General features: G+C 51.5%; 14 protein-coding genes. 6 read left to right on the top strand and 8 right to left on the bottom strand.

Translation table 11 applies throughout. The features are described from left to right. Positions 1 to 64: 64 nt before the first annotated feature. The 3 genes from Q0X64_RS08540 to Q0X64_RS08550 all read right to left on the bottom strand — a co-directional run bounded on the left by Q0X64_RS08540 (position 65) and on the right by Q0X64_RS08550 (position 2,080). On the bottom strand, positions 65 to 583 hold the full coding sequence (locus Q0X64_RS08540) for a class IV adenylate cyclase (RefSeq protein WP_297811371.1): 519 nt from the start codon (positions 581 to 583) through the stop codon (positions 65 to 67). 582 nt (positions 584 to 1,165) lie between these two features. Next, positions 1,166 to 1,546: a hypothetical protein gene (locus Q0X64_RS08545; RefSeq protein WP_297811374.1), complete on the bottom strand. Its 381-nt coding sequence runs from the start codon at positions 1,544 to 1,546 to the stop codon at positions 1,166 to 1,168. A gap of 105 nt (positions 1,547 to 1,651) precedes the next feature. Then, the gene (locus tag Q0X64_RS08550) at positions 1,652 to 2,080 is read right to left on the bottom strand and encodes a hypothetical protein (RefSeq protein WP_014819758.1); all 429 of its coding nucleotides are present in this window, start codon (positions 2,078 to 2,080) and stop codon (positions 1,652 to 1,654) included. A gap of 225 nt (positions 2,081 to 2,305) precedes the next feature. On the opposite strand from Q0X64_RS08550, the gene Q0X64_RS08555 reads away from it, so the two are divergent. Further along, a complete protein-coding gene (locus Q0X64_RS08555; protein ID WP_297811379.1) occupies positions 2,306 to 3,277 on the top strand; it encodes an integron integrase in 972 nt (323 codons plus the stop codon). On the opposite strand, the gene Q0X64_RS08560 is transcribed toward Q0X64_RS08555, so the two are convergent. Both Q0X64_RS08560 and Q0X64_RS08565 read right to left on the bottom strand, forming a co-directional pair. Continuing rightward, complete coding sequence (locus tag Q0X64_RS08560; RefSeq protein ID WP_297811382.1) at positions 3,274 to 4,455, bottom strand: pyridoxal phosphate-dependent aminotransferase; 1,182 nt, start codon at positions 4,453 to 4,455, stop codon at positions 3,274 to 3,276. The genes Q0X64_RS08555 and Q0X64_RS08560 overlap by 4 nt on opposite strands. Before the next feature lie 50 nt (positions 4,456 to 4,505). Further along, positions 4,506 to 5,075, bottom strand: a complete 570-nt coding sequence (locus tag Q0X64_RS08565; protein ID WP_297811385.1) for an AAA family ATPase — start codon at positions 5,073 to 5,075, stop codon at positions 4,506 to 4,508. 541 nt (positions 5,076 to 5,616) lie between these two features. Between Q0X64_RS08565 and dksA the strand changes: the two genes are divergently transcribed. Next, positions 5,617 to 6,039, top strand: coding sequence for an RNA polymerase-binding protein DksA (gene dksA / locus Q0X64_RS08570; RefSeq protein ID WP_366517497.1), 423 nt, complete (start codon positions 5,617 to 5,619; stop codon positions 6,037 to 6,039). 98 nt (positions 6,040 to 6,137) lie between these two features. On the opposite strand, the gene Q0X64_RS08575 is transcribed toward dksA, so the two are convergent. The 3 genes from Q0X64_RS08575 to Q0X64_RS08585 all read right to left on the bottom strand — a co-directional run bounded on the left by Q0X64_RS08575 (position 6,138) and on the right by Q0X64_RS08585 (position 12,932). Beyond that, a complete protein-coding gene (locus Q0X64_RS08575) occupies positions 6,138 to 10,187 on the bottom strand; it encodes a translocation/assembly module TamB domain-containing protein (RefSeq protein WP_297811390.1) in 4,050 nt (1,349 codons plus the stop codon). Beyond that, complete coding sequence (locus tag Q0X64_RS08580) at positions 10,187 to 11,950, bottom strand: autotransporter assembly complex family protein (RefSeq protein WP_366517498.1); 1,764 nt, start codon at positions 11,948 to 11,950, stop codon at positions 10,187 to 10,189. The genes Q0X64_RS08575 and Q0X64_RS08580 overlap by 1 nt, the downstream gene beginning before the upstream one ends. Before the next feature lie 64 nt (positions 11,951 to 12,014). Beyond that, positions 12,015 to 12,932 (bottom strand): helix-turn-helix domain-containing protein, encoded by a 918-nt coding sequence (locus Q0X64_RS08585; protein ID WP_297811393.1) that lies wholly within the window; start codon positions 12,930 to 12,932, stop codon positions 12,015 to 12,017. A 170-nt stretch (positions 12,933 to 13,102) separates the two neighbouring features. On the opposite strand from Q0X64_RS08585, the gene Q0X64_RS08590 reads away from it, so the two are divergent. The 4 genes from Q0X64_RS08590 to Q0X64_RS08605 all read left to right on the top strand — a co-directional run bounded on the left by Q0X64_RS08590 (position 13,103) and on the right by Q0X64_RS08605 (position 17,553). Next, a complete protein-coding gene (locus Q0X64_RS08590) occupies positions 13,103 to 14,623 on the top strand; it encodes an aldehyde dehydrogenase family protein (RefSeq protein ID WP_297811397.1) in 1,521 nt (506 codons plus the stop codon). A gap of 130 nt (positions 14,624 to 14,753) precedes the next feature. Then, entirely contained in the window at positions 14,754 to 16,718 is a 1,965-nt protein-coding gene (acs, locus tag Q0X64_RS08595; RefSeq protein ID WP_297811399.1) for an acetate--CoA ligase, read from the top strand. Next, complete coding sequence (locus tag Q0X64_RS08600; RefSeq protein WP_297811402.1) at positions 16,715 to 17,113, top strand: S4 domain-containing protein; 399 nt, start codon at positions 16,715 to 16,717, stop codon at positions 17,111 to 17,113. Before acs ends, Q0X64_RS08600 begins: the two co-directional genes overlap by 4 nt. Before the next feature lie 2 nt (positions 17,114 to 17,115). Beyond that, positions 17,116 to 17,553: a MazG nucleotide pyrophosphohydrolase domain-containing protein gene (locus Q0X64_RS08605; RefSeq protein WP_297811405.1), complete on the top strand. Its 438-nt coding sequence runs from the start codon at positions 17,116 to 17,118 to the stop codon at positions 17,551 to 17,553. Positions 17,554 to 17,622: the final 69 nt, after the last annotated feature.

Genomic DNA, 17,622 nt, shown 5'->3' on the forward strand with positions numbered 1-17,622 from the left:
AGGGGCTTTTGTGGAGTGGAGCGCGAAGCGCGTAACGGAACAAAAGTCCCGCTCCAGCGATTTGTTAGCCGTCTGATTGGTTGATGAGATCGACATAGGCATCTTTAACTAATTGTGATGGTTTTATACCTAAATATTCCATGAGTTCGTATGCTTCTGATTGCCCGGACTTCGCTGATTCCTCTTCGGTGAGTACGACTTCAAGCTCCACGAAATACCCTAATTCCTTTACTTTATCCAAATGTATACGAGCCCTCCCGACGATATAAACGACTCGCCTCTTTTGAACGCGACCTACTTGACCATATGCCAAAGACAGTGATTCGCGCAGTGTGGTCGGCGCCGTAGTAGGCGAACACAAATAGAAAGATTCTTTTGGCCCATTTTCGTCGGCCCTGCGATAGAAAATAAGCTCACCTTCCGTATCCGAGAAAGACCGCAACTTTAACCGGCCCGAATCGCAACGGAAAAAAGTATCGTCTTGGGTGAGGGTGATAGGGCCTTCGGCTGCGATTAAGGCTACCTTGTTCTCGATTCCGTCGAGGTGCTCGACGCTAGCTTTAATTTCGATATTACGCGGCATGAATCTGACGGCTAACGCCGGGCTTTGCGGCGGTTTTGAAGGAGCGAAGCGACGAAAAAACCGTCCGACAACAGCCCTTGGTTATGCAACTTAGTATCCACCCTGTCGAAGATGGACAACGTCACCAATGAGTATTCGTACTTTCTGCCCATCGCTCAGCTCCCCAGTGCCAGAGCCATTCTTCAGATTTGTTCCACTCCTGGTTATTATTGCCTGCCCGGTCCGGCCATCGTTGCAAGTAAACTCCACTCTCAAACTTCGGCTTTGCGATAGCGAATTGTAAGTCCCCTCACAAGACAGTCCTTGCAAACTGCTAGCTTCAAATGATCCGTTTCCGACTGGGCCACCCACGGCCTCACCGTAGAGCGATTCTTCTTCATTCCCAGGCAATTCCATCAGTACCGGAGTACGGACACAGCCGCCAAGTACTGCAACAGCTGCTCCTATTAGAAGGACTTTTTTCAAATTCATAGTTCATTCCTTACGGCATAACGCTCAGGTAACCGGCACCGGAGCGCCAGCGGAGGGAACCAAAAGCGGTACGCTTTTGGTGTCCGGTTGACCGTCTGGTTATAGGGCCGGTTACTCACTGATTAATTTACCGTTTTCCCAGAACTCGTTTACTCTGTCCCACCATATTTTTGATTCTGGCAGTAGATAGAGTTCAATTGACTTGGCATTGCTCTCGCCTTGAAGTCCCTCAAGCAAACCGATTGTTGCTGCTTCTTTAACATAAGGGCTGCCCTCGGTGTGCCAGCGCTCTATTACAGCAAACAACGCGTTAAGCTCAGAGTCTTGCTTCGTTTCTATCAGTGAAGAAATATGTCTAGAAAGGTCGCCGAGAGCCAAATACAACGGCAGATCCTTTTCATCATCCCATTCAGCGATAAATTTTTCCCACACAGGCTTAAAGCTAGGGCAAGCTGCGAGAGCCAATTCAAACATTTCGTGCTTATCAATCATGATTCGCCAAGGCCCTATAACGCCCCGCACAGGGGCAGACAAATAAGCGCAGCGTTTTGGCTGTCCCAGCGACCAACGGGAGCGATTGCTGCGGATTGTTATATTTCATTGCACCGACTTAATTTCTTTCAGGATTTCTTCCTGATAAGGCTGGGTGGCACAACCGTTCATAGAATTGTAGGCCGCCTTTTCGCCACTATTTGTGGCGAAGACAATATACCTTTGACCGCTCTCTAAATAGGGATCGACGCAATAGCACCCATCACCAGCAAAGACAGTAGTGATGTTTGCCTCATCGCCTTTTACAACCTCGTCAATCTCGAAGGTGGCCACCTTTGACCCGCACTGCTTGCCCTGTTCGACAGTCCAGCAAATACCTGCCTTTTCTTTGATGGGCTTCCGGTCAATCACGGAGCCAACGAATACTATGTCTGCATGCTTGAGATAGAACTTCGTGTCGTTGCACGAAACCTCCATAGCTTGAGTGTTAATTGAAAAGAGAAGAACAAACACTGGAAAAAGATACTTCACCATAACTCTCCGAAAATATAACAGCATGTTAATGAGGCCGTTGGCCTCATAATAATTATTATCGGGCGGCCTTTTAATTTTCTGACAAGAAAAGCCAGGTGCTCGATAAGTCTATGTAAATATGGTAGAAATGGAAAAAAAGTTCTTTTCAGGGAGAAAAGAATCGGGCCGATAATACGGATTATTGTCGGGTTAGTTATGTGGTTATTCAGGGATGAGGTCGCTTCCATGCAAAACAAATCTCCATTTCTTCAATCCATTGCGTCGATGATGCGGGTTGAGCGTTACAGTAGACGCACCATCACCAGTTATCTCTACTGGATTAAATATTTCATACTCTTCCATCACAAGCAACACCCGTCAGAATTAGGGGATGACGCTATCGTTGCTTTTCTCACGCATCTGGCCAATGAACGTAATGTGTCGGCAGCAACCCAATCTATAGCACTGAATGCTCTGGTCTTTCTAAAACGTAAAGTGCTACAGCAAGAAGTTGGCGATCTGGCGGCGTACAGCAAAGCAAACAGACAGCGAAAACTGCCAGTAGTGCTGACGCCCGATGAAGTCAACGGCCTGCTGGCTCAACTATCAGGCGTACCGAAGTTGGCGGTGTCGATGTTGTATGGTTCTGGTTTACGTCGAATCGAACTGGTTCGTTTACGAGTAAAGGATATCGATTTCGACTACAGTCAGGTGCAAGTGTGGCAAGGCAAGGGCAATAAACATCGGCTTGTAACATTGGCGCAGGAATTACACGCCCCATTACGGGCACAGATTCAGAGGGTCGAACAACTGTTAGCTCAGGATGTTTCTGATAAATCGTACGCAGGTGCTCGCCTGCCCAATGCCTTGTCCAGAAAATACCCCAAAGCCGGTTTTGAACTTGGCTGGCAGTTTCTGTTCCCTTCTACTCGACTGTCTCTAGACCCTGAGTCGCATGTTATCCGCCGACATCATGTGGATGAAAGCGCAGTGAATAAATGGATTCGCCAGGCGAGAACCAAGGCCGGCATAACCAAGGCTGTGACCAGCCACACCCTCAGGCATTCGTTTGCGACACATCTATTGCAGTCAGGCGCGGATATTCGCACTGTGCAGCAACAGCTCGGTCACAGTGATGTTAAAACCACCGAAATTTATACACATGTCCTCAAGCAAGGTGCACACGGGGTTCGTAGTCCCTTGAGTAACCTCAGCTAAAGCGTTTTAAGTACTTGCCCTATCTTCTCGGCCGCTTCCAACAAACGTTGTTCGCTGGTGGTATAGGCAAAACGGCAATGTTGTTCTGCCTTAAAATCACCAAAATCCAAACCCGGCGTGATGGCCACACCGGCGTTTTTAAGCAGGTGTTTGGAGAGTGCCATGCTTTCTGGGAGCTTTTCGTTCAATAAGGTCGAGCAGTTGGCATAGAGGTAAAACGCACCCTGAGGCTTGACGGGTATATCAAAGCCGATTTCCCTCAGGGCCGGTAGCAATGCATCACGGCGCTGCTGAAGGATCTGGCGTCTTTGTTCCAGGATATCCAGGGTATTTTGTTCAAATGCCGCCAGCGCCGCATATTGAGACATGGTTGGGGCGGCCAGGTAGAGGTTCTGTGCCAATCGGTCCATGACTTCGGTGTAGCCTTCAGGTACAATCAGCCAGCCCAGACGCCAGCCGGTCATGCCGAAGAACTTGGAGAAGCTGTTAATAACAAAGGCATCGTTATCTAAGGCAAGCGCGGTCGGTGCCTGAAAGTCGCCATAGGTCAGGCCATGATAGATTTCATCCACTATCAGCGTGCCCTGCTTGTGTTTAATGGCAGTGGATAATGCAGTGAGTTCATCTCTGGTCAACACAGTGCCTGTTGGATTGGAGGGGGAAGCGACCAGGGCCAGCCGGGTCTTGTCATCCCAGTTTTGCTGAATATTCGCTGCCGTCAGTTGATAACGGCTGTCGGCGGTGACCGGCACGGCGTTGGTCTCGGCTTCAACAAACCGTGCAAAGTGTCGATTACAGGGATAGCCCGGATCGGCCAGCATGACTTTCTCTCCGGCTTCCAGTAAAGCGCCAAAGACCAGTAGCAAGGCACCGGAAGCCCCCGGCGTTACGACGATACGTTCAGGTGACACATTTACACCGTAGTACTGCTGATACCAGCCTGCGATCTTTTCTCTGAGTTCAGGCAGGCCCAGGGCCGGTGTGTAATGCGTTTTAGCGTCTTTCAGCGCCGAAATACCGGCATCAATAATCGGCTGAGGCGTATCAAAGTCAGGTTCGCCCACTTCCATATGAATAATGTCATGGCCCTGCGCCTGTAGCGCTTTCGCCTGGGCTAGGATATCCATGACATGAAACGGCGATATCGCTTTTGACCTTTTACTGATGTGCTTTGCCATTGCCTTCTCTGGTTGTACTCAATTTATTTAAGCTCCGGTAAAAATACGCGCTATTGACCCGGATGGTGACCTTGACCGTGATTGGCTTGTAACTCAGCTATTACCTTCAGGATAAATGTAACCCTGGTTTCTATACAGGCCTTGGGAAGTTCCAGTGGCTGATATCCGCACAATTGGTACCAGCGCTTCATGCCTTCGAAAACCTCAACCGCCTGCTCAAAGCTTTGATCTCGTTCTGAGTCGTTGGCGTAGATCTGCTCCCAGGGTGGCAGCAGAAAAACGACTTCATTGTACGGAAACGCATGGAGAAATTCTGCTGTTTCCTCATCGCCTATTTTGTTCTCAGAGGAGAGCATATACAGCGCGTCCACAATGCTGCGATCAAAGAAGCTGGGTGAGTCACCATGACCGCTGCAATGATACTTTTCAATATCAGCGTCTAAAATTTGTTTTGCAAATGAGACCGGGTCCGGGCGCGGCGACATGCCGGCGGCTAAACGATGCTTGATTATTGCCCTGGCAGACTCTGGTAGGCAGTGGTATCCGCGATCAGCCAGGCAATTCAACAGCGTGGTTTTACCGGCACCGGGTCCACCGGTGACTACGAATCGATTATTCATTTGTCTCCTACTCTGCTGATTATTAAAAAAAGGTATTGATCGGAAGCGAGGTATTAGAACTGATGCATTCATGCCCAAGCTCACCGTGATAACGCGTGACCTCTACAGCCAAAGGCAGAAATCAGCTTTAACTTACTCAGTCAGACGGCAGTATTTATCGCGCTTTCACTGAAAAGGTGATTGTCCTGTTCAATAACAGACATTGACCTTGATCCCAGGCTTGTTATCAGGCGTATCATGGCCGATGTGCAATAGAAAAAAGTAGTAAATGACCGCTGCAAAAAAGCTGACAATACGAATGGTCAGACAGCGTCTGAATCGAGCCTGAAAGTCTGCGCGTTTAACAGCGCTGTAATGCCCGCCATGCTCGGTTTTGACGGTGTCGATTCAATATCGGATATTGGCGTTTTTTATTGTTCTGTTAACGGTTTTTCTGATCGGAATCGGCTACAATGGAATTTTAGTTTTGCACATACAGGAGCGTTCTGGTATAGATTCGCCCTTGGTTTAAGAAGTATGAGGTTTGAATATGGAAAATACTATGGAAAACACTCAAGTCGACGCAAAGTTCACCCCTTACCAACCTGAGGAAGGTGAAGAATATATGAACGATGCTCAGGTCGAGCATTTTCACCATATCCTGATGACCTGGAGAGCGCAGTTACGCGAAGAAGTTGATCGCACCGTTCACCATATGCAGGATGAAGCGGCTAACTTCCCTGATCCCAATGACCGGGCCACTCAGGAAGAAGAGTTCACGCTGGAACTGCGTACCCGTGACCGTGAGCGCAAGCTGATCAAGAAAATCGACGAGTCACTGGTTGATCTGGAAAAGGGCGAATACGGTTTCTGCGAATCATGCGGTACTGAAATTGGTATCCGTCGTCTGGAAGCCCGTCCTACTGCAACACTCTGCATTGACTGCAAAACGCTGGACGAAATCCGCGAAAAGAACCGCGTTTAAAGTAAACGCAGCGCAATTTTTTTTAAAAAGCAACGTGTTGCTTTAAAACCTCATACGCTTTTAAAGCCCTGCCAGGATGCAGGGCTTTTTTTTGGCTGCTATTCAGGCCCGCCCCGTTCATAGGTGTAGAGCAAATCCACGCCGCTCTCGGTGCCCGACTCGGCCTTGAGCGACCAGATTTTGCTGAGCTGATAACGAAGCTCTACCGTGCTGACCGACTCAAACACGCCGATGCCATAGCTCAGATAGAGTTTGGGCGAGAGATATTTACCCACCTGTACACCGGCACTCTCTGCGCTGTCGCCGGTGATGGAAAATTCATCCAGGCCAAAGGTGCTTGCAATCTGATCGCCAATCATTGCGCCATTTTGCAGCCCCATTCCGGTTGCTGCAGAAGCCAGCAAGGCCGCATCGGTGGCACTGGCCTGATCCACGGGCTTGCCCAGAATCAGGTAAGCAAGAATATTGTCCTGACTCATTTCCGGGTCGGAGAATAATTCTGCCTGCGGTGCCGAGGCATAGCCCTGGATATGCAGACCGGCTTTGACTTCTTTGCCTTTGCGCACCGCTTTGATATCCAGTTCCGGGTTATCGATCGCGCCACCGGCAAAGCGGATACTGCCATCATCGACATGCAACAACTGGCGATAGGCCAGATAAGTGCCATCCTTGATATTAATTTCGCCATTACCCAGCAAAATGTCGTTGGTGTTGCCAAACACCCGCAACTCACCCGCCAGGCGACCCTGAAAGCCCATAGCCTGAAGCTGCACGCTATCGCCCAGACTCACCGTCACATCAACCTCTGTGACTGCCCCGCTCTCTGCGTTTTCTTCCTGCTGCGTCACTACGACCACATCGCGGCTGGGACTGACGCTGGAATTAAATTGCTTGGGTTCCAGTTGCGCCTTGGGAATGTGCACTTTGCCTTTAACCAGCGTCTTTTTCGGCGTCACATCAATCGCCAGATCCGGCTCGGCGATAACCAGTGCTTCCGGCGTGTTCATCACTTCCAGTTGCTGGCCTTTAATTTGTGTCGTCAGTTGCCAGCTTTGATCGGTCAGTGTGAACTGACCTTCGCCATTGAGACTGCCCTGCCCCGACTGGGCCTGCAGATTGAAATCAACCTGATCCAGATCACCATCGATATTGGCCTCGATTTGTTTGAGCACAATGCCGGCATCCACAACCGCGACCTGGCCTTGCTGCAGGCTGACTTTGCCGTTGATTTGCGGCTGTGTGACCGTGCCTGCCAGTTGAATATCAATATCAAGCTGACCTTTTAAATCGCCAAAGGCGGGATGATCCAGTTGCAGTTGCGACAAATCCTTAACCGCTGACGTCACAGAGCCACGCAAAGTCGCATTGTCAGGTTGTTCTGTGAGGGTTTTCAGGCTGGCAGTTTCAATTTCTGCATCAATCGCCGACACACCGTCCAATTGTGGCTCCAGGTGAAAGCTGGCCGTGGTCTGGCTGGCATCAAGCTGATAACGTAAAGACACATTATTGAGTGGCAGCGGCTTTTGCTGGTTCAGCGCGCTCTGATTGAGCTGCAGGCTGGCATCATCGAGGAAGATTTCACCAGCGCCAGTGATTTCAGAACTGGCATCTGACGCCAGGTTGAACTCACCTCGCAAACTCCCCTCAAGCTGTTCTAGTTGCGCTGCGAAACCTTCGAACAGCGCCAGCGGCACATCATCAAAGTCACCTGATACCTGCCATTGCGTACCATCATGACTCGCTTCGATGCAGAAGCGGCCATTATCAGAACCCCAGCAATGTTGAGGCACGGTCTGACTTTCAGCGGATAAGGTCATCACGCCCTGTTCAACTAATTGCCATTGTCCTGCCTGTTCATTGCTGAAGGCTAACTGTGCCAGTTCACCCTGCCAGACCATCGCCTCATTGAGGCTGCCGTCGGCTTCAAGTTCTAACGACAGGGCCGTCGCATCCAGCGTGACCGCCAGCTTATGCTGCTGTTGCTGGCCGCTTAGCTTGAGCTGCAGGCTGTCGGCAGCGAACTGTGGCAGATTCAGGCCGGTTATAGCGATATCTGCACCCAGATCGGCATTATCACTGAGGGCCAGTTGCAGATCGCCGTCGATTTGCTCAATACCGACCGCCTGATAAGCAATCTGCTTACCTTCCAGCTTGGCCTGAATTTCAGGTTTTTCCAGTGTGCCACCTAGCTGCCCCTCAGCGTTCAAGCTGCCTTTCAGAGCAGGGTAGAAATCTTCTAAATCAGGTGATTGCAACGCCCAGTTAAAGTCGAGCAATGATTCTCGCAACTGACCACTTACCGACAGCGTTGAACGGCCAGAATTAAGTGTCAGCCCACTGACATCAATCAGCGTGTCCTGGTATTGAATGTTACCGGCCAGTTGCAGCGGTCTGTTGCGTAACTGACCTTCTACTGCGATTTTGTTCACGGCGAGCTGTATTGTTTCTGCCTCGCGTCTCACATCCAGGCCCATCTGCCCTGAGAGCTGACCGGGCCAGCCCGTTGCCAGCACGCCGGGATTAGTGTCTGTTAACTTCAACTGGCCGTTAAGCAGGCTTTCACCCGCCCAGCGAATGGGGCCTTCATAGTTAATCGAACCCTCCGCCAGTTTGATATTGAGTTTGCTCTGCTCAAAGCCGCTGGCGGTATCGCCCTGGCCTTCAATCTGGATGGCGGCGGCGATTTCATCGACGCTTAACTCACTACTGGCACTGAGACTGAGTTGTTCCGGGTTGCCGGTTAATGCCACTTGGCCCTGTTCAAGTGATACCAGGCGGCCGGCAATCTCCGGCGGTAAAGTCATCCCCTGCCAGTCGGCATCCAGCTGGTATTGCAGCGGTGAAGATGCCCAGTTGATCATGCCGTTTGCGTTCGCCGTGCCGTCGAAAGCAGCTACTTTTAATGACTCAATAGTCAGTTGCTGTAGTGAGCCGCTGGTATCGGCCAACAGCTCAATTTGTTGTTGCTGCCAGTCGATAATGGTATCAAGCGATGCCTGATAATCATCGGGGCTGCCCTTAAAGCTGAGACTGCCGTTAGCGCTGCTGACCATTGTCTGCTCACCGGTCAGTGGCCAGGACAGGTTCTGCCAGCGTGCTTGTAAATCAGCTTGAGGCTGAGACTCAGCGATATCTACTGTGCCGGAGAGATTAAGGGTTTTATCTTCGCTTATCGCAGTCTCAACCCCCAACTGCCAGAGTTGCAGATTATCGCTCTCAACATCGGCTGAAACCGATACAACAGGCAAGTCAGGCTGCAACACCCGGGACTGAAGCTGGGCCTTAACCTGCTCAAGGTTGCCACTGGCTTGAAGATTGAGCTGTTCAAAGCGGGTTTGCTGGCCCTCGACAATGGCTGCCAGATCAATGGCTTCCGCGTTGGCATTAAAGGACCAGCGCAGGTCATTGAGCACATTTTCAACCACCATTTCCTGGCTTGCATTCAGTGGGCCGGAAACAGTTTGCTGCAGGGTCAGTCTTTCCAGGTTGCCATTAATCTGACCGGCAAGCTGTACTGCTTCCGGCAGCACCTGTTTGAGCGTGACCTGATAATTGAGTGAGGCCGGATAAGGGTTTTGCAACTGGATAGTGCCGTTCAAATCTGCACTGATATCCTCGCGCACGAATTCAAACTGCTTGATATTCAGCCCTTCATAGCCGGCTGTTAACTGGCTGTTCACTGTGTTTAAAACGGGCGTTTTATCGCCGTTTTCATCAATCAGCGTAACGCGGCCAACAGCAAGTTCATCCACTTGAATCTGCACGGGCAATTGAATATCCGGCAGCGAGATGGCAGTGCTTTCAGGCTCAGACTCAGGCTCTGTGGCAGCGACAGTGAAAACATCCACCCCGCTGACTTGCAGAGACTGGACATGGACTGTGGCTTTCAGCAAAGCCATGGGCTGCCAGCGCAGGCTGATTGAGTCGATTTCAGCGCCACTGGCCTGTTCCGGCCGATAATCAACCTCGGACAGGGTGACCGAATCGATTAGCCTGCCCCGCGCCTCCCCCACCTGCAGGGCAGGCAGTGCTTTTTGTGCCAGCGAGATCGCGGTATTGAGCCCCGACTGGGTGGCCAGCAACCAGCCGGCAGCCAGTACCAGTAGTAAAATCAGTGCAGCGAAAGTCAGCAGCAGTTTCTTGAGCATTACAGATCGGGTCCTATCACGATATGCAGGGCAATGGGTTCATCGGTTTCAGACAGGGCTTTAGCGAGATCAACACGGATTAAGCCCACCGGCGAACGCCAGCGAACGCCAATACCGACACTGTATTCAATGGGGTCGCTGAAACTGTTGTAGGCATTACCAAAGTCACTGAATATCGCCCCGCCCCATTTTTCCAGAAACATATGCTCGTATTCCAGGCTGCCCACCGCCAGGTAGCGACCGCCCTCGACTTCACCGTCATCGCCTTCAGGGCCCAGTGCCTGGTAGTCAAAACCGCGGATGCTGTTATCGCCACCGGCAAAGAAGCGCAGTGAAGTCGGTAATTGTTCAAAGTCACTGACTTCGGTCGCACCCACAGCGGCGCGGGTAATGATGCGTCCGTTTTCGCCCAGGCTGCGGATATACTTACCACGCACCACCACCTGACCGAAGGTCACATCAGAAAGCAGGGACTCCGATGCACCGGACAAAGATAATGACAGGCGGCCGCCATGACGGGTGTAAAGCGTATTATCCGCCCAGGTTCGGCTCCAGGCGATGCCGGGGATTAACAGCAAGGAAGACTCGCTGTCATCGGAGACATCAAAGTCTTCCTGCAACAGTTTGAGTGAGCCGGTCTCATCCCAGCCGAAGCGCTGACGTTTGTAATAGCTGCCAATCGCATAGGACTGGCTCTCACTGGTATCGGTGTCCTGTTGCTTGAACTCGGTATTAAAGCCAACCGTATTGATAGTCTCACTCCAGAATGGCATCACATAATCTGCAGAGAGGCTGTTGGCCACCTGCGACAGTCGCGCCTCGGTACTGAGGCGATGCCCACGCTGATTGATGTAGCGATTCTCCCAGCCCAAAGCCAGGCGGGCGCCGGTATCGGTGCCATAACCCAGCCCCGCGGTGTACAGGTGTTTGGGCTTTTCACGCAGTTTAATATCCAGCGGCACCCTGCCGTCCTCGCGTTCATCACGGCGGGTCTGTACTGAGACGCTGTCAAAATAGCCACTGTTGCTGAGGTTACTGCGCAGCGACAGTACCTGTTTATCATCATAGGGTTCACCGGCCTCGATCGGTTGCAGTTTAGACAGCAGGCGATCGCCGATAACTGTATCCGGATAGTTAATGGACTGAAATAGGTAACGAACACCAGATTGGTAGGTTAAATAAATAGTTGCTGAATATTTCTCAGGCCTGACCTTAACTTCAGATCGGGTCATTTCACCGTCAAAATAACCGCGGCTGGCGGCCAGTCTGAGGATGGATTTCTTGGCTGATTCATAAGCCTGATGATCCAACGGCTCACCGGCCTTGAGTGGGAAATCCTTGACCAGTTTTTCAAACTCGCTGTCGCTGGCGGCTTCACCGTCGATCTTGAGTTCAACGTTATCGATTAATACCGGCTCACCGGTATTAATCTGATAGCTTGCCTGCCAGCCGTCCTCGGCTGTCTGCAAATCACCGCTGATTTCCGGCGAATAAAAGCCAAAGACGGTCAGCATCGTTTTTAACTCATCGACACTGCTCTGATGCAGCTTTTCTACATAACGCTGACTCAGTCTCTCGCTGTCTTTATGGCGTTGTATGGTGAGACCGTTACGAAGCGTGTCTGCCATTTTTTCATCAACACCTTCAATACTGACAGCAATACGGGCCTCTTCGGCGTGCAGCGGCAAACAGAATAACAGCAGAAATAAAAAGACAAAGGCAACGCGCGTCATCAACTGGAAATGGTCCGTGATTTTAGTCACAAAAAAATGCTTATTATGACAGCCCTGAACGGGCTTGCCGATGCTTCTGAGACAACGGGGAGGTCTAGTTGTTGCTGGATTGACGGCGATAGTGGCTGGGCGAGCAGCCAAAGAAACGGGTAAAGCGACGGCTGAAATGACTTAAATCATTGAATCCAAAGCTGTAACAGGCATCGGTCACACTTTTACCTGCCTGGATGGCTTCGGCAGCGGACTTGAGACGCAGTTGCTGTTGAAATTCTCCGGGCGTGCAGCCCAGTTGTTTTTTGAACTCGACATAGAGCCGGCTGCGGCTCATACAAGCCTTACGGCAAAGCTGATCAATATCCAGCGGTAATGCGAGGTTTTGCTCCAGATGGTGAATGGCAACGGTAATGCCAGTCGCATCGGGTACTTTTTGACAATAACTGAGCAATACATCGCGCCCCTGCTCGCGCAGCAGTCTGATCACCAGTTCCGTCACACTCAGATCCAGCATCAGCTCCTTATCCGGATTATCCTGCGTGTAGAGCATGACCATTTTTTCCAGCAGTTGCTGGGTGTCGCCGGTGTGATGCTTGTGAATGATTTGCGGCTGATATTCCCAGTTATGCTCGACCCCATCCAGCCGAATCAGGTCCTGCATGCGTTCCGACAAGCGGTCGATGCGATCTTTTGCAATTTCTATTGTCAAACAGGTGGTAGGCGCCTCTTCCTTGGCATCGGGAAAGTCAATTTCCACGTAGTCACCGGGAGGCATCACGTAGGATTCGTGAGGCAGGAACAGTTCGCCATCCTGATGATGCAGATCGTGCATGACTTTACGACCACTGACCATGCCGCAATACAGCAATTGCTCGGCCTCCAGGCCAACGCCTTTAGCTGCACGGTAGGTATCGTAAATACTGAGCTCGGATTCCGGGCCGGCAAATTTGAGCTTATTTTCGATCAGTAATTGTCGTTTTTCACGCCGTTTTGATGGCGAGAGTTTCTCAATCTGCATCGTAGGATCTTTAATAAAGTTGTAACAGGATTTTGAAACTGTTCTGGACTGTAAGTCAAGTAATTGGGAATTACAGTCAAGCGCATTGATATCAGGCGGATTTATCCTGCATCATCATATCGATACTCATACTATTATTATTAATCGACAAGCACAGAGAGAGAATAACCATGATTTACGCAAAACCAGGAACTGAAGGTTCCGTCGTCAGCTTTAAAAAACGTTATGACAACTTTATCGGCGGCAAATGGGTGGCACCGGTTAAAGGTCAGTATTTCGATAATGTCACCCCCGTCACCGGTGAAGTTTTCTGTGACGTGGCTGAGTCCACTGAAGAAGATATCAACCTGGCTTTGGACGCGGCCCATGCCGTCAAAGATGCCTGGGGTAAAACCTCAGTCACCGAACGTTCCAACATCCTGCTGAAAATCGCCGATCGCATTGAAGAAAACCTGGAAATGCTGGCCGTGGCAGAAACCTGGGACAACGGTAAAGCCGTTCGTGAAACCCTGAATGCCGACGTACCACTGGCCGCTGACCACTTCCGCTACTTTGCCGGTTGTATCCGTGCCCAGGAAGGCACCATGGGTGAAATCGACGAAAATACCGTCGCTTATCACTTCCACGAGCCGCTCGGCGTCGTTGGTCAGATCATCCCCTGGAACTTCCCGCTGCTGATGGCGGCGTGGAAACTGGCACCAGCCCTGGCAGCCGGTAACTGCATCGTGATGAAACCGGCCGAATCTACACCGGTTTCTATCCTGAAACTGATGGAAGTCATCGGCGATCTGCTGCCAGCCGGTGTGTTGAACATCGTTAACGGTATGGGCCGTGTCGCCGGTGAAGCGCTGGCATCCAGCACCCGTATTGCCAAGATTGCCTTTACCGGTTCTACCCCTGTGGGTTCGCACATCATGTCACGCGCTGCCGAGAACATCATTCCTTCCACCACTGAGCTGGGTGGTAAATCACCCAACGTCTTTTTTGAAGACATCATGGACCAGGAAGAAGAGTTCATTAACAAAGCCGCAGAAGGCATGGTGCTGGCGTTCTTCAACCAGGGCGAAGTCTGCACCTGTCCATCACGCGCGCTGATCCAGGAAAGCATCTATGACAAGTTCATTGAGAAGGTCATGGAACGCGCCAGAGCCATCAAACGTGGCAACCCGCTGGATACTGACGTTCAAGTCGGTGCTCAGGCTTCACAAATGCAGTTCGACAAGATTATGGAATATGTCGATATCGGCAAGAAAGAAGGCGCTGAAGTGCTGATGGGCGGTGAAGTAGAACAACTGGGCGCCGAGTTTGATAGCGGCTACTACATTCAGCCGACCCTGATGAAAGGTCACAACAAGATGCGCATCTTCCAGGAAGAAATCTTTGGCCCGGTCGTTTCTGTGACCACGTTTAAAGATGAAGCCGAAGCGCTGGAAATTGCCAACGATACCGAGTTTGGTCTGGGTGCCGGTCTCTGGACCCGCGATATGAACCTGGCTTACCGCATGGGGCGTGGCATTCAGGCGGGCCGTGTATGGACCAACTGCTACCACGCTTACCCGGCTCACGCTGCCTTTGGTGGTTACAAGAAATCCGGTGTTGGCCGTGAGACCCACAAAATGGTGCTGGAACACTACCAGCAAACCAAAAACCTGCTGGTCAGCTACAGCACCAGCCCACTGGGTTTCTTCTAGAATCCATCCCGCAAAAACTCTCCCTCAAGCCTGGCTTTTGGGAGAGTTTTTTGTGTCTGCTTAACAGGCCTCAATTACAGGGGTAAAGTAGACACGCAGCCCTGCAAAATAATCATAAAGGTGTCGCTATATGGCTCAAGAAAATATCGAATCAACCTTGCATGAGGATCGCCAGTTTCCCCCCAGCGAATCATTTGTTCAACAAGCCTCGCTGCATGCTGCGGATCTGGACAAACTATACCAACAGGCCGAACAGGACCATGAAGGTTTCTGGGCAGAACAGGCCCGCCAGTTGATCGACTGGCAACAGCCCTTCACGCAAACGCTCGACAGCAGCAATGCACCCCACTACCGCTGGTTTCCGGATGGCAAGCTCAATGTCTCCTACAACTGCCTGGATCGTCAGCTGGAAAAAAATGCAGATAAAACGGCCATCATATTCGAAGGCGAAAAAGGCGATGTCGAACATATCAGCTATCGCGAGCTTCACCATAAGGTATGCGTCTTTGCTAACGCGCTGAAAGCTCAGGGTGTTAACAAAGGTGACCGGGTCATTATTTATATGCCGATGATCACCGAGGCCGTCGTTGCCATGCAGGCCTGCGCCCGAATTGGTGCCATTCATTCGGTCGTATTCGGTGGCTTTTCGGCTTCATCAATGAAAGATCGGATTGAAGATACCGGCGCCAAAGTGGTCATCACCGCTGATGGCGGTAACCGTGGCGGTAAAGTGGTGCCACTGAAAGACACCACTGATCAGGCGCTTGAGAACGGCTGTGACAGCGTTGAAACCGTCATAGTCTTCAAACGCTGCGATGAAAACATCACCATGCAGGATGGCCGCGATGTCTGGTGGCATGATGCCGAACAGGGCCAGTCGGAAGACTGCGAGCCTGAGTGGATGGATGCCGCTGATCCGCTGTTTTTGCTCTACACTTCCGGCTCGACCGGTAAGCCCAAAGGCATTCAACATGGTTGTGGTGGTTACCTGCTCAATGCTATTACCACCATGCGCTGGGTGTTTGATATTCAGGATTCGGATGTGTTCTGGTGTACGGCCGATGTCGGCTGGATTACCGGTCACACCTATGTCGCCTATGGTCCGCTGGCCACCGGTGCCACTCAGGTGATTTATGAAGGTGTGCCGACCGTGCCCGACGCGGGGCGCTTCTGGGATATCTGTGCCCGTCATGGCGTGACCATTTTCTATACGGCGCCTACTGCTATCCGGGCGCTGATGAAAGTCGGTGATGACATTCCCAACAGCTACGATCTGTCATCACTGCGTCTGCTGGGCACGGTGGGTGAGCCGATCAATCCCGAAGCCTGGATGTGGTACTACAACGTCATTGGCAGTGGACGTTGCCCGATTGTGGATACCTGGTGGCAGACTGAAACCGGTGCCCACATGATTGCGCCGGTGCCCGGCGTCACTCACGCCAAGCCGGGTTCCTGTACCCGCCCCCTGCCCGGTATTGACGCTGCTATCGTCAATGATGACGGTGAAGAAGTCACAACGGCTAATCAGGGCGGATACCTGGTGATTCGTAAACCATGGCCGTCGATGATTCAGACCATCTGGGGCGACGATAAACGCTACAAGGAAACCTACTGGCCTTACTTCGGTGGCAAGTATTATCTGGCTGGCGACAGTGCCCGTCGGGATGAAGATGACTTCTTCTGGATTATGGGCCGCATTGATGACGTATTGAACGTCTCCGGACACCGTCTGGGCACCATGGAAATCGAATCAGCGCTCGTCTCCCATCCAAACGTGGCAGAAGCTGCAGTGGTGGGTCGTCCCCATGATGTTAAGGGCGAAGCGGTCTTTGCCTATGTAGTGCTCAAAGGCACACGTCCTGACGGCGGGATTGATGAAGACCTGACTCAGGAACTGCGAAACTGGGTCGGCACCGAGATCGGTCCCATCGCCAAGCCGGACGATATCCGCTATTCAGACAACTTGCCTAAAACCCGTTCCGGCAAAATTATGCGGCGTTTGCTGCGTGCCATTGCCAAAGGGGAAGAAATCACGCAGGATACCTCGACGTTGGAAAACGAATCGATATTACTGCAATTGCAAGGTAAGGCATGACAAAGGATGCAAAATCCGACTCTCAACGTTTAGATAAATGGTTGTGGGCTGCGCGGTTTTACAAAACCCGCGGCCTCGCCGTTGAAGCGATCAGCGGCGGTAAAGTGCATCTTAATAGCCAGCGTATCAAGCCCAGCCGCACCGTGCGGGTGGATGATACGCTGACTATCTCCAAACCACCCTACGAATTCACTATCGTTATACAGGGTCTCAATCTGCAGCGTCGCCCAGCCACCGAAGCGCAGATGCTGTATCAGGAAACCGAAGAAAGCATCAAAAAGCGCGAAATCCTGCGTGAACAAATCAAGAATGAACCGCTGGGCTCGCGGATGCATAAGGGCCGACCCAGTAAGCGTGATCGGCGCAATATTATTCGCTTCACCCGCCAGGGCTGATCATGTCTGACAGCGACTTTCTGCTTAATCAGCTAAGCCATGAGGACGATGCACTCTCCTACGCCGTCGCCATGCAACACAAAGCTTCCAGCGTGGGTTTTGACTGGCCTGATATCAAAGGCGTGATTGGCAAGATTCATGAAGAGCTGGATGAGCTGGGCGATGAAATTGACGCTGACGCTGACAAACAGCGGCTGGCTGATGAACTGGGCGATGTATTGTTCGCCTGCTGCAATCTGGCCCGTCATCTGGGCATTGACCCGGTAGAGGCCCTGTCAGGCACCAACCAGAAGTTTTACCGCCGGTTTAACTTCGTTGAAACCTCGGTCAGCGCAGCCGGAAAAACTTTTTCAGACTTTACCCTGGATGAACTGGACCAGTTCTGGGATCAGGCCAAACAACTGGAAAGACTGGAAGACAACGACATCGAGGCTGACTGAATAACGACCTGGGCCTGGATGCCTCCATTACAGTCGGCATGACGGCCGTTTTTGCAGGCAGGGACAACT

It is taken from the genome of uncultured Methylophaga sp. (genome assembly GCF_947259025.1).
Taxonomy (GTDB): Bacteria; Pseudomonadota; Gammaproteobacteria; order Nitrosococcales; family Methylophagaceae; genus Methylophaga.